General features: G+C 41.9%; 12 protein-coding genes and 1 pseudogene. 11 read left to right on the plus strand and 2 right to left on the minus strand.

Going from position 1 to position 12670, the window contains the following annotated elements:
- A pseudogene (locus F607_RS35995) lies at positions 1-550 on the minus strand (IS982 family transposase); the annotation flags it as partial.
- 266 nt (positions 551-816) lie between these two features.
- Here F607_RS35995 and F607_RS0107925 point away from each other — a divergent pair.
- Positions 817-1014 (plus strand): hypothetical protein, encoded by a 198-nt coding sequence (locus tag F607_RS0107925; RefSeq protein ID WP_027707671.1) that lies wholly within the window; start codon positions 817-819, stop codon positions 1012-1014.
- Positions 1015-1279: 265 nt separating this feature from the next.
- Positions 1280-1630: an SET domain-containing protein gene (locus tag F607_RS0107930; protein WP_027707672.1), complete on the plus strand. Its 351-nt coding sequence runs from the start codon at positions 1280-1282 to the stop codon at positions 1628-1630.
- A 77-nt stretch (positions 1631-1707) separates the two neighbouring features.
- On the opposite strand, the gene F607_RS0107935 is transcribed toward F607_RS0107930, so the two are convergent.
- The gene (locus F607_RS0107935) at positions 1708-2544 is read right to left on the minus strand and encodes a BPSS1780 family membrane protein (RefSeq protein ID WP_027707673.1); all 837 of its coding nucleotides are present in this window, start codon (positions 2542-2544) and stop codon (positions 1708-1710) included.
- A 218-nt stretch (positions 2545-2762) separates the two neighbouring features.
- Here F607_RS0107935 and F607_RS28655 point away from each other — a divergent pair, with 218 nt between their 5' ends.
- The 9 genes from F607_RS28655 (at position 2763) to F607_RS0107980 (ending at position 12649) form a co-directional block, all read left to right on the plus strand.
- Positions 2763-3362 carry a DUF2845 domain-containing protein gene (locus tag F607_RS28655; RefSeq protein WP_038290591.1) on the plus strand — a complete coding sequence of 200 codons (600 nt, stop codon included), beginning with the start codon at positions 2763-2765 and terminating at the stop codon, positions 3360-3362.
- Positions 3363-3739: 377 nt separating this feature from the next.
- A complete protein-coding gene (locus F607_RS0107945) occupies positions 3740-4996 on the plus strand; it encodes a glutamate-5-semialdehyde dehydrogenase (protein ID WP_027707674.1) in 1257 nt (418 codons plus the stop codon).
- 82 nt (positions 4997-5078) lie between these two features.
- Positions 5079-5429 (plus strand): ribosome silencing factor, encoded by a 351-nt coding sequence (rsfS, locus tag F607_RS0107950; protein WP_027707675.1) that lies wholly within the window; start codon positions 5079-5081, stop codon positions 5427-5429.
- A 29-nt stretch (positions 5430-5458) separates the two neighbouring features.
- The gene (rlmH, locus tag F607_RS0107955) at positions 5459-5926 is read left to right on the plus strand and encodes a 23S rRNA (pseudouridine(1915)-N(3))-methyltransferase RlmH (protein ID WP_027707676.1); all 468 of its coding nucleotides are present in this window, start codon (positions 5459-5461) and stop codon (positions 5924-5926) included.
- A gap of 30 nt (positions 5927-5956) precedes the next feature.
- Positions 5957-7864, plus strand: a complete 1908-nt coding sequence (gene mrdA, locus F607_RS28660) for a penicillin-binding protein 2 (RefSeq protein ID WP_051311112.1) — start codon at positions 5957-5959, stop codon at positions 7862-7864.
- A 7-nt stretch (positions 7865-7871) separates the two neighbouring features.
- The gene (gene rodA / locus F607_RS0107965) at positions 7872-8999 is read left to right on the plus strand and encodes a rod shape-determining protein RodA (RefSeq protein WP_027707677.1); all 1128 of its coding nucleotides are present in this window, start codon (positions 7872-7874) and stop codon (positions 8997-8999) included.
- 238 nt (positions 9000-9237) lie between these two features.
- A complete protein-coding gene (gene mltB / locus F607_RS28665; protein ID WP_051311120.1) occupies positions 9238-10254 on the plus strand; it encodes a lytic murein transglycosylase B in 1017 nt (338 codons plus the stop codon).
- Between the two features lie 198 nt (positions 10255-10452).
- Entirely contained in the window at positions 10453-11313 is an 861-nt protein-coding gene (locus tag F607_RS28670; protein ID WP_051311114.1) for a septal ring lytic transglycosylase RlpA family protein, read from the plus strand.
- A 157-nt stretch (positions 11314-11470) separates the two neighbouring features.
- The gene (locus F607_RS0107980; protein ID WP_027707678.1) at positions 11471-12649 is read left to right on the plus strand and encodes a D-alanyl-D-alanine carboxypeptidase family protein; all 1179 of its coding nucleotides are present in this window, start codon (positions 11471-11473) and stop codon (positions 12647-12649) included.
- The last annotated feature ends 21 nt before the right edge of the window (positions 12650-12670 follow it).

Raw genomic sequence — 12670 nt, forward strand, 5'->3', positions numbered from 1 at the left:
ATTTCGTTAACTCCCAGACGGCTTCTCGCTCACTGTCATTAGCGGGTGTTAACGTAAACCCTGCAATTGCACCATGAAAATCAATGAGTAAGTGCCCTTTAAACCCATAATAAGTTTCACTTTTTGAAGCACAATAACCGTAGTCAGCCTCTCCTTTAAAACGGCTACAGCTTTTTGCCCGTTTAAAGTGGCTCACGGGTAAAGGAAAAGCATCGACAATATGGAGTGGGTCAGTGATTGTTCCCAGTGCCATAGTGACTCGTTTTTGCAACTGCTATTTTACCGCCCATAAGTTTGCTGCTTGCTTTGAAAATTGGCTTCTTGAGCCTATACCTGGAAAATAATTTCGCCAATGTTCGCGAAAATACCGCCAGATATGTGTATCTTCATCTAGCCCAAAAAACTCGCCGATGAGCTCCATTGCAATCACTTCAGGATCAGAAAGGGAAGGCATAGTCCCTCGTTCACGTAATCGCTGGCCTTTAAGTAAATCATTAAAGGTATCATCAACCCAGCAATAAACTGCTATGATAAACTCTTCTACTGACATCCCCTGTCCCTTTGAATTTGTTTCGGCAAAACAAAGGTTGGGGTCAGGGGTTGTCATTTCAAACTAATAAAAGTCGAGCATCGCGTTAATATCTTATTTCAACGACTTGCGTATTATAAAAAAATCGTCTTAGCTAATACATTGAAGTATGTTGAGAAAAGTACAATATAATTAGCGACTGAATGGTCAACAACCTCGACTTACTTGTAACAATAATCAATAGAATTTACTTGAGTGTACTAAGATATTGTCTATTGGGGCTAGCTATGAAAAGCGAAACTTCTGCCAATGAAAAAGCAAAGCAGCGAGTAGAAATCCAAAATCACATTGAAGAGTATATACAAGGTGGGGGGGTAATCACTGAGGTGCCAGCACCTAGCTATGAAGAAATTTTAGATACTATTCGTAATAAGTATCAAAATGCATGGGGGAGGGATCAGCTTACTAACTATGACAAAGCTTAATTGAGTTGATGTGCATGCCAAGGATGGCTAGGACTTTGAAAGGCTGAGATCCCAGTTACATAACTTAGCTTTCGTGCTTGTTTTTATGGGTTGATGGTATACGTACTTCAATCTATACAATTGATGTCTTTCCCACTTTTTCGTTCAGCTCGCAACTTGAGTAATACAGCATCACAAACTGTATAATATTTGCTCAGTTGTGGGTATGCCTACCGTTATGATGAGTTCTGACAAACACACTTGATGTATTTCTAAGTCAGCACTCATGAACAAGTTGAGTTTACCTTTTTCTAAGATCATAACGTACCACCATGTACGCCAGTTTTTTTTATTGCCTGGTAGATGTTGGTATTTAGCACTGATATGTACATTGGCTTTTATATTAATCGTGCTATTGGCTTTGTGGGGTAGCCACCGAGATTGGTTATCCAGCTGGTATCAGCCTTCATTAGAGGAATTACAAGATGATTACCTCACGGCTCATGTGTATTGGGTTAATTGTGAGGCGAGAGCGAGTATTGCATTTGAAATGAGAGGGCCTAAGGCTGCAGAACAGATTACTCGGCAGCCAAAGTGTATCATGGCGAGGCAAACTACTTTACAGCCTCAAGGGTGAGATGCATTTAAAGTAATTTATCTTTCTGTATGAGGTTTAGGTTAGCCTGCTTTAATGTGATACCCAGAAGCTTGATATCACTTTAAGGACTCGCCTTCACTGAATTGATGTTCAAAAATATCTTTATAACTGGTATATATTGTGCAGAAAATGATCGGGTTGAATAAGATATAAAGAAAAAAGACTGCAATCAGCCAATACCAGCTGACCAGTAAGGGCAGCATAATTACAACACCGATAACTAAGAGTACCAAACCATAAACTAGGAAGGGCAGCATATTACGAAGACAGCCAAGAAAACTGAGCTTTATTGCATCCCAAAATGGTTTTTGGTCAAGCACGATTAACGTAGGCGCAAACCAGATTGCCATTAAAACCGGTATCATCAGTGCCATGACAATGAGTAAGGCGGTTACTCCCAGCAGGAGTAAACGCTCATCAGATACAGCAGGCATACCCGAGCTGGACTGAAGCCCAAAAATAAAATCCATGCCGACTGTAAAAATGAGAAACATCCCAGCAATCATAAAAATAAGCATTATGGCGACAAGATAAACTGCAGCAAGCAGGAGTAATGGCCCGGTTTGCTGGTTAAAGCCGACAAAAAACTGGTTAAATGAAAACTGTCCATGTTTTTCTAAATTGTCACAGCAGTACATAAAACCTGCCCATAACAGGATGGTAAGTAAGGAGGAGATTATCCAGCCAATGAAAGGTATAAACTGCGAAACAATTGAAAGGAATACAAAGGTAAACCCAATCGCTATGAATAATCCCCATTGTTGGCTAAAAAGCTTTACACCCGATGTGCACCATGCAATGCCATGTCCACTGGGGCGTTTTATCGGCTGTATCTCATTGGTTTCAGGTAACACTTGAGAGGTTGGGGTATTGTATGGCGATGGGGAAGTCATTTAAGGCTCCAACTGAAAAAGCACATTCTAATGAGTGTGGGGTATTAAAGCACAGTTTGTAAGCAAGCAATGAAAATGAACTCGTTCGGGCTGTGCTTATCAATACTAGTGTTAATTACGTCGAGCTCAACATGAACTGTGATGTGTTTATGTTATTTAATAGTAGTGCTGATGTTATACACAGACATTTACTCAGCGTTTTAGGGGGAATATAAAGCGTGCGACATTTCTTTAAGTGGTTAGTTTCCTGTAGTCTTTTACTGGCTGTCAGTGTGCCTTCTTATGCCTTGCGCTGTGGTAACCGCCTAATTTCAGAAGGTGATTCGATTGGTAAGGTGCTAAAACGCTGTGGACAACCTACAGAGCAAGATTCTTTTCAAGTAGAGCTTATTTTAAAACAAGGCGATGTTTTGGCTGAAACACGCTTTATTGATGTTACTTACTTCGTTTATGCTCAAAGTAGTAATCAGTTCGTACGTGTTTTACGTTTTGAAGATGATGACCTGGTATCAATTGAGAGCAAGGATTATGGAGGTAAATCGAGTGACTCTGCACTATGCAAGGATTTATCTAGTGTCGTGAGTGTAGGTGATGTAATGCCTTATATTCGTTATCGCTGTGGTCCTCCAAGTAGGGAGAAACGTGTCGGTAGAAGAGTCAAACGAATAGCAGGTAGCAGTGAGGTTGGCCAATTCAAAGATCAAGATGTGTTTGAATGGCATTACTATTTTTCCCGAGATGACGAAAAGGCAGTTTTGCAGTTTGTAAACGGTAGGTTGCGTACTTTGTACCGTGAAGAAATTGAAGATGATGACTAGTTTGATGTAATTTAGCTTTGCATACTTAACTCATATTGATATAGCTCGTTATTAACCATTTTGGAGGCTGTCGCAAAACTATTGTACTGGCAGCTGGGTTATAAAGTCAGCTCAAAATGCTCATTTATGAGCTATAAACTCTGCTTTTTCACTGACTTTTGCCTAGTCTTTGTCTCACTTCTGAGCTTGTGCGATACCCTCTTTGGGGAAAAGATTGCAGTACAACTTTTGCTGTCTGTTATTGGATACATTGTATTGGACCCTTAGTTTGCAAAGAAGCAACGGCTAATATGCTGTATCAGAAAGCTTTTCCTAAAAATGCTTGGTAGATGGTTAAGTTTATACTTACATAGCTTTTATTCATGGCGGAAAACTCAATGGATGTTGCAACTTATATGCAAGATGTAGGAAAGCGTGCACGAAGCGCTTCCCGGTTAATGGCTCAAGCCACAACAGAACAAAAAAATGCAGCATTAAATGCAATCGCTAGTGTTATTAATGATCAGCAAAAAATGATCATGGATGCTAACCATCAGGACCTTGAGCAAGGAAGCGCTATTGGTTTGGATTCAGCGCTTTTAGACAGGTTGGCACTAACGCCGCCTCGAATTGATAGTATGGTAGAAGGTATTCTTCATGTTGCAGCATTAGATGACCCAATAGGGGCTGTTGATGACATGCGTTATTTACCGAGTGGTATTCAGTTAGGCAAGATGAGAGTGCCACTGGGTGTTATTGGAATTATCTACGAGTCTCGCCCTAATGTAACCATTGATGCTGCTGCACTGTGCTTGAAGTCAGGCAATGCAACGATTTTGCGGGGTGGCTCTGAGTCAATTCATTCTAATCAAGCAATAGCCAAGTGTATTCAGCAAGGTTTGAGTATGTCAGGTGTTTCTGCTGATGCAGTGCAAGTAGTTGCAACCACTGATAGAGCAGCCGTTGGACACCTGATTACGATGGCAGAGCATGTGGATGTTATCGTGCCTCGGGGAGGGAAAGGACTCATTGAACGTATTAGCCGAGAGGCAACAATACCAGTAATAAAGCACCTGGATGGTATTTGCCATGTCTATATTGATGATGGTGCTGACTTAGAGAAGGCTCTGGCTATTGCTGTTAATGCAAAAACACATCGTTATGGTGTGTGTAATGCGATGGAAACATTGTTGGTTGCGGAGTCTGTGGCTTCTACTATCTTGCCTAGACTTGCTTCTGCATACACTGAACATGGTGTTGAACTTCGGGGTTGTATTAAAACACGAGCAATTATCTCTGAAGCAAAGCCTGCAACTAATGAAGATTGGGCAACAGAATATCTTGCGCCAATTTTAGCAATAAAAGTTGTGGCTGATGTCAGTGAGGCTATTGAGCATATCAATACCTTTGGCTCACATCATACAGATGCAATTGTCACGGAAGATTACCAGCGCTCTCGACAATTTTTGGCTGAAGTGGACTCCAGTTCTGTGATGGTAAATGCATCTACTCGGTTCGCGGATGGTTTTGAATATGGGTTGGGAGCTGAAATTGGCATTTCTACGGATAAAATCCATGCCCGCGGACCAGTAGGTCTTGAAGGGCTGACTTCACAAAAGTACATCGTCTTTGGCAACGGACATATTCGAAAATAATCTGCAGTTATACTGTCAGTCTTGGCTGGCTGACAGTATAATGTAATTTAATATGATAAAAGAGAGGACTAAATAAGGCTTTATGCAATCAGATGAACTTAAGCAGGTAGTTATATCTGCACTTGAAGATCTGAAAGGTAACGACATCACTTGCCTTGATGTAAAAAATCTCACCAGCGTCACTGATCATATGATCATTGCCTCCGGAACCTCCAACCGCCACGTCAAATCCCTTGCTGATAACGTGATTGAACAAGCCAAAGCCAATGGCGTTCGTCCTATGGGGATAGAAGGTGAAGATGGTGCTGAATGGGTACTGGTGGATTTAGGAGATGTTGTCACACACATCATGTTGCCTTCAACACGTCAGTTTTTTGATTTGGAGCGGTTGTGGGAAACATCATCATCTGATCTTGAGCACCAACAGGCGTAGCCTTTTTTTGATTTAACAAAAGGCTTGTCATGAAAATTCGCCTCATTGCAGTGGGTACTAAAATGCCTGCATGGGTTGTTAGTGGCTATTCTGAATATGCCAAGCGTCTTCCCAATGAAGTGTCTCTGGAGTGCCGGGAAATTCCTCTTTCCAAACGAAGCAAATCTCTTGATGTTGAACGTGCAATTCAGCGAGAGGGAGACGCTATGTTAGCGGCTGTTGGAAAAGGAGATAAAATTATTGCATTAGATGTCAATGGTAAGATGTGGGATACCCATCAGCTTGCACACCAGTTAGGGGATTGGCAGTTGTCTGGGCGAAATATCAGTTTGCTAATAGGGGGGCCTGAAGGTCTCTCTTCTCAATGTCGCCAAGCGGCTGAACAGCGTTGGTCGCTTTCACCGTTAACCCTGCCCCATCCTTTGGTTAGAGTGTTGGTAGCTGAACAGCTTTATCGCGCTTGGACCATTCTAAATAATCACCCATATCATCGTTAATCTGGAGGTTGGAAAACCCAGGATGACTGTATGACTGATTCAGTGACTTTTAAAGATCACAGTAAAGAAATTCGTATTTTTAATAGTCGAATTCTAAAAGCATCCATTATTTTAGTAATATTGACCGGGATATTAATATCCCGGCTTTTTTATTTGCAAGTCGTGGAGCATGAGAAATATTCAACGCAGTCTGATGAAAACCGAATCCATCTGCAATACATTCCTCCAATACGTGGTTTAATATACGACACTAATGGACTGCTTTTGGCAGACAATAAGCCAAGCTTTAACTTGACACTAACTCCTGAACGTATTGCTGATCTAGAGAAAACATTTAAAGATATAAATCAAATTATTCCAATTCAGCCAGAAGAAATTGCTCAGTTTAAAAAGAGACTGCGTAATAAGCCCCGAAAGCCTTTTGAGTCAGTACCCTTAAAGTTTCGCTTAACAGAAGAGGAAATTGCACGCATTTCAGTGAATGAACACCTTATGGCGGGTGTTGAAGTAGAAGCTGATCTGATTCGCTATTACCCGCAAGGCGATATATACACCCACACTATAGGGTATGTTCAGAATATTAATGACCAAGAGCAAAAAAAACTTGATGAAAAAAAATACAAAGGTGTATCGACCATTGGCAAAATTGGTATAGAACGTTTTTATGAAGAGCAGCTGCTTGGCAAGGTTGGCTATCGAGAAGTAGAAGTTAATGCGCGTGGCAGAGTTTTGCGTGTACTTGATCAAAAAGAGCCAATTCCAGGCACAAATTTGACGCTTTATTTAGATACAGAGTTACAAAAAATCTCTATAGAAGCACTTGATGGCCAAAGTGGTGCTATTGTCGCGCTTGACCCTAAAACGGGTGGCATTTTAGCCATGGTCAGTGAACCTTCCTATGATCCTAATCCCTTTGTGAGAGGTATCGGCTTTAAAGCTTATGCGGCCTTGCTCAATGATCCTGCCCGGCCCTTGTATAACCGAGCAAGTTCTGGTGAGTATCCTCCAGCATCAACGATCAAACCGTTTTTGGCAATTGCAGGTTTAAATACTGGGAGTGTGACACCTGCTAATCAGGTGTTTGATCCTGGCTGGTATCGGCTTCCAAACCAGAAGCGCCTGTATCGTAATTGGAAGCGGGGAGGGCATGGTTGGGTAAATCTGGAAAGAGCTGTTGTTGTGTCAAATGATACCTATTTTTATGATTTAGCATTAAAGCTTGGCATAGACACAATGCATGACTATTTACAGCGTTTTGGTATAGGTATTCGAACTGCGTTGGATGTCGGAGAGCAGCGCCCTGGGTTGATGCCTTCACGTGAGTGGAAAATGGGCGTACGTAATTTACCTTGGTTTCCTGGAGAAACAGTAATTACAGGTATAGGTCAAGGGTTTATGAAAGCAACACCCTTGCAGTTGGCTGCTGCTACCGCAGTACTTGCCAATAAGGGCAAATGGATTTACCCACGATTACTTAAGTCATCAACAAGTCCTATTGAACTGAAGCCCACTCACCCAATGAAGGATATAGAAGTCAATAACCCAGAGTATTGGACACAGGTTTATGAAGCCATGCGCAAAGTGGTTCATGATCGTTCAGGAACAGCCCACTACCGGATTGGAAAAGATATTCCTTATTTGATGGCAGGTAAAACCGGCACGGCACAAGTCGTTGGTATTAAACAGAACGAGCGCTATGATGCGTCAAAGCTTGCTAAAAAACACCATGATCATGGTTTATTTATTGGTTTTGCGCCTCTAGATGATCCGCAAATTGCAATTGCAGTGATTGTTGAAAATGGTGGTGGGGGGAGTTCGGCAGCAGCGCCTGTTGCACGTAAAATCTTAGACGCCTATTTAATTCCCCGCCTGCAAAAGCAAGCCGTAGAGCAGGCTAAAAAGCAAGAACAAAAAACACCTTCAGCAGGACAAGGGTAAAGCATTTATGTCATCGAGTAAGGATGTGCTGAAGCAAGAGCCTTCTATCTGGCAGCGCTTACATATTGATCCAGTTCTGCTGTTATTACTACTGCTGTTAACTAGCGGTGGCTTATTTGTACTCTACAGTGCGAGCGGCCGTAGTGTAGATATCATGACGCGCCAAATCATTTACTTGGGAATTGGTTTTGTCGTGATGATTGTGTTTGGACAGATTCCACCACGGATGTACGCTCGCTGGTCGCTACCTGTTTTTCTATTGGGAATTTTGCTGCTTGTGGGGGTGTTGCTGTTTGGGGTCGGTGCCATGGGCGCACAACGCTGGCTAGCGGTGCCAGGGATGTCTTCTGTACGCTTTCAACCATCTGAGCTTATGAAACTGGTGATGCCTATGGTGATTGCGTGGTTCATTAGTCGCTCAACTCTACCGCCAAAACTCAGGCATGTGATGGTGGCGTTAGCTTTAATCGCAATTCCAGTTGCTTTGATTGCTAAGCAGCCTGACTTAGGTACCTCGTTACTGATTGCGGCTTCTGGAGTGTTTGTGCTGTTTCTTGGAGGATTAAGCTGGCAGCTTATTGGCTCAGCCGTTGTACTTGCAATCCCCTCTGGCTGGGCAATGTGGCATTTTGTGATGCGGGAATACCAAAAAAAGCGGGTATTGACCTTTTTAGATCCTGAAAGTGATCGGCTAGGTGCAGGGTGGAATATTACCCAATCAAAAGTAGCAATAGGCTCAGGAGGTATTCACGGAAAAGGTTGGATGTTGGGCACTCAATCTCACTTAGACTTTTTACCCGAAAGCCACACGGACTTTATTATTGCTGTGCTTGCAGAAGAATTTGGTTTGACGGGAGTGATGTGTTTGTTGCTTATTTATTTGGCCATCATTGTGCGTGGCCTGTTTATTTCCGTGCAGGCGCAAACCATTTTTGGACGACTGTTGAGTGGTAGTATTATTTTAACATTCTTTGTCTACATCTTTGTCAATATTGGTATGGTGAGTGGCCTTTTACCTGTGGTAGGGGTTCCATTACCCTTGGTCAGCCGTGGTGGAACATCAATCGTCACGTTGATGGCTGGTTTTGGTATAATGATGTCAGTGTATACACACCGCAACTTGATTGGACGATAATTGCCGGATAAATGAATCGTTGTTTTTTATAAGTTGCTATGAAAGTATTTGTGTGAAAACTGCCTAATATAGTCGTGTGAACAAAATCAAATGTTGTGGGAATGAAGTCATTTTCCTTCTCTTGTGGTCACACATAAAAGCAATTGTTATTTTTCTATCAGACAAGCTCCTAGCCAACAGTTAGGTAGGGTGAAGCATGCTAAAGAAGCCTTACAAATTTGTAAAAACGTGTAAGCACATGAATTATGGTTTTATCGCGCTCAATATAACCCTTGCAGCAATGGGTAGCACTAATGTGTGGGCAGGTGATTATTCAAACCACCCTGAGGCAAAGTCGTTTATTCAGCAAATGAAAAGCGAGCATAAAATGCCTGAGGAAAAGCTGACTAAGCTTTTAACAAATGCTAAACGTCAGCAAAGTATTCTCGATGCTATTTCCAGGCCTGCAGAAAAAACTAAAACATGGGGCGAGTATCAAAAGATTTTTTTGACACCTCAACGAGTAAAAGCGGCTGTCACGTTCTATCAAAATAACCTGAAGGCATTTAAGCTCGCCGAGCAGCGCTATGGTGTGCCAGCAGAGACTATTCTAGCGATTATTGGTGTTGAGACGTTCTACGGTAAAAACAAAGGCAGTTATCGTGTATTAGATGCGTTAGCCACACTTGGGTTTGATTATCCTCCCAGAGCTAAGTTTTTTAAATCTGAACTAAAGCATTACTTACTGATGACTGAAGAGCAAAAAGTAGACCCTTTAAGTCTGAAGGGATCCTATGCTGGGGCAATGGGTTATCCCCAGTTTATTCCTAGCAGTTTTCGTCATTATGCTGTTGATTTTGACAATGATGGAAAAATCAACCTTTGGAATAATCCCACTGATGCGATAGGCAGTGTGGCCAACTACTTTCGTCGTCATGGCTGGCAGCCAGGAGAAGCAGTAGCATTCCCGGTATCTGTTAAAGGCAAACAGTTTGAGAAAGGCATAGGTAAAGACTTAAAACCTGCTTCAACTGTATCGGAATTACAACAGCTAGGCTGGCGTTACCAGCATGCTAATTTATCTGGGGAGGCCAAGGCTAGAGGCGTTGAGCTGCAAGGTGTTAAAGGCAAAGAATACTGGTTGACCCTGAATAATTTCTACGTAATTACCCGCTATAATCACAGCACGCTCTATGCTATGGCCGTGCATCAACTGAGTAACCAAATAAAAGCCAAAATAAAACCTAAGTCAAAGGCCAAAGCTAAAGAGGCTTAGCAATACTCTTTTTTAACAAGGTAACCAATGTTGGCTATCCTTGTTGAAGGGTTTTTTGCTAACACTTATTGATAAATAGGTTTATTTAACGTGTTGATATCTAAATATGCAACAGGATTTTGCGGGTGTTCCCCTTATTCTGTTTCGCGCTTCGCTAAATACTTTCTGGTGTCGTTTTTATTGTTAAGTGGTTGTACCATGCCTCTTAAAGATGTTAACGATGGCGCACCTAATGGTACTTTTGATGCCAGTCAAATACCTGATGCAGTACCACAAATACATAAAGGCCCAGTGAAAAACTCACCTTATACAGTATTAGGTAAAAAGTATTATCCACTAAAGACTGCTGTGGGCTATCAAGCACAAGGTATTGCCTCATGGTATGGCACAAAGTTTCATGGAAAAGCTACTGCTATTGGTGAAACATACAACATGTATAGCATGACAGCAGCCCATAAGACGCTGCCCATCCCTTCTTATGTACGGGTAACCAATCTCAAAAATGGTCGATCAGCTATTGTACGTGTTAATGACCGTGGACCATTTGTCAAAGGCCGTGAAATTGATCTGTCGTATGCTGCCGCTTTAAAACTTGGCTTTCAACAGCAAGGTACTGCGACCGTTCGCGTGGAAGGTATTGATCCTCGCACTTACACGGCCAGTCAAACCTCTGTTACCAATAAGCCGTTACTGAAAACAGCGGTTAAAAAGGATACAGGTTCATCACACTTGCTAAGTACATATCAAGCAGCAAAGCCTCAGGCAGACAGATACGCAGATACTCCTGGCAAAGCACATACTACAGGTGCTTCTTCGGCTCATTCTAAAAAGCTCTTTTTACAGGTTGCTGCATTACAAGACCAACAGTCTGCTTTTAAACTAAGACATCGATTACAACAGCTGACGGGTATGCCAGTAAAAATCGTTGAAGGTACAGATACACAGCGACCTTTGCATAAAGTGCGTATTGGACCACTTCCATCCTCAACAGTAGTTAACAAAATACAGCAACAGCTAAATGAAGCCCGCTTAGGCAAACCCCATTTGGTGGTAGAGTAGTAAGCTTTGTATATTGACTGATTTATAATACAAGTAGCGATTTGCCAAACCTTCTGCAGGGTTCTTGAGTAGAGCCCTGCGTTAACGTTATTATTTCTCTACAGATGCATGGAGCTTATATACAGCTCTTAACTTAATCTAAAGCACTACAGTTGCCATGAAAAAAAATTTTGTGACACGTTATATTGGGTTGATTCTCATACTATTGGTTGGCTCTGTACAGGCTGCCACCATTATTCCTTCCCCACCACAGTTGGCGGCTAAAAGTTACTTATTGTTTGATGCTGATACCGGTAAGGTGCTTGTTGAACAAGACGTAGATAAACGTTTACCTCCAGCAAGCCTGACTAAGTTGATGACTGCCTATGTTGCGGACAATGAACTAAGAGCAGGAAATATTTCGCTTGATGATCAAGTATTGGTCAGTGAAAAAGCCTGGCGCATGAAAGGTTCCCTTATGTTTATTGAGGTGAACTCAAAGGTATCTGTTGGAGACTTATTGAAAGGCATAATTATTGTGTCAGGTAATGATGCAAGTGTTGCTTTAGCTGAACATATTGCAGGCAGTGAAGAGTCTTTTGCTAGCTTGATGAATGCTACAGCGCAAAAGTTGGGCATGAGTAATTCGCATTTTGTTAATTCAACAGGTTGGCCGGCTGAAAACCATTACACGACAGCCCGTGATTTAGCCACGCTAGCAAAAGCGATTATTTATGAGCATCCTGACCGTTATGCCGTGTATAAAGAAAAATACTTTCAATATGGTACTGATAAGAAAACAGGTAATCCATTAAGACGCCAAGCTAACAGAAACTCTCTGTTGTGGCGTGATGATGATGTTGATGGTTTAAAGACTGGACATACAGAAGAGGCTGGTTACTGTCTTGTATCATCGGCTAAAAAAGATGGTCGTAGGTTAATTGCAGTAGTTATGGGAACTAAAAGCCCTAAAGCTCGTGCAAGTGAGTCTCAAAAGCTACTTACCTATGGCTTTCGCTTCTTTGAAAATGTCGCAATTAAAAAAGGTGGCGTTCCACTACAGCAAGCTGAGATTTGGAAAGGAACAACCGATAAAGTATCTGTAGGTATTACTGAGGATTTAATTATCACTGTTCCTAGAGGCAAGACTGACAGCGTTAAAACTAATTTTCAGCTTAATACACTATTGGAGGCACCGGTTGCCAAAGGGCAAACTTTAGGCAGTATAGAGGTTAAGTTGGATGATAAAGTACTAGAGCAAGTGCCTATCGTTGCGCTAGATGCTGTGGATGAGGCGGGATTTTTCAAAGTGATTTGGGATGAAATCCGCTTATTTTTCTATAAATTATTTCTTTAATTTGGTGAGTGTACCCAACTA

It is taken from the genome of Zooshikella ganghwensis DSM 15267 (assembly GCF_000428585.1).
Lineage (GTDB): Bacteria > Pseudomonadota > Gammaproteobacteria > Pseudomonadales > Zooshikellaceae > Zooshikella > Zooshikella ganghwensis.

Bases quoted from the DNA above. Each gene is read 5' to 3' on its own strand.
- F607_RS0107930 (WP_027707672.1), top strand. From the start codon at position 1,280: ATGAACAAGTTGAGTTTACCTTTTTCTAAGATCATAACGTACCACCAT.
- F607_RS0107945 (WP_027707674.1), top strand. From the start codon at position 3,740: ATGGATGTTGCAACTTATATGCAAGATGTAGGAAAGCGTGCACGAAGC.
- rsfS (WP_027707675.1), top strand. From the start codon at position 5,079: ATGCAATCAGATGAACTTAAGCAGGTAGTTATATCTGCACTTGAAGAT.
- mrdA (WP_051311112.1), top strand. From the start codon at position 5,957: ATGACTGATTCAGTGACTTTTAAAGATCACAGTAAAGAAATTCGTATT.
- F607_RS0107925 (WP_027707671.1), top strand. From the start codon at position 817: ATGAAAAGCGAAACTTCTGCCAATGAAAAAGCAAAGCAGCGAGTAGAA.
- F607_RS28670 (WP_051311114.1), top strand. From the start codon at position 10,453: ATGCCTCTTAAAGATGTTAACGATGGCGCACCTAATGGTACTTTTGAT.
- rlmH (WP_027707676.1), top strand. From the start codon at position 5,459: ATGAAAATTCGCCTCATTGCAGTGGGTACTAAAATGCCTGCATGGGTT.
- F607_RS0107935 (WP_027707673.1), bottom strand. From the start codon at position 2,544: ATGACTTCCCCATCGCCATACAATACCCCAACCTCTCAAGTGTTACCT.
- mltB (WP_051311120.1), top strand. From the start codon at position 9,238: ATGAATTATGGTTTTATCGCGCTCAATATAACCCTTGCAGCAATGGGT.
- rodA (WP_027707677.1), top strand. From the start codon at position 7,872: ATGTCATCGAGTAAGGATGTGCTGAAGCAAGAGCCTTCTATCTGGCAG.
- F607_RS0107980 (WP_027707678.1), top strand. From the start codon at position 11,471: ATGAAAAAAAATTTTGTGACACGTTATATTGGGTTGATTCTCATACTA.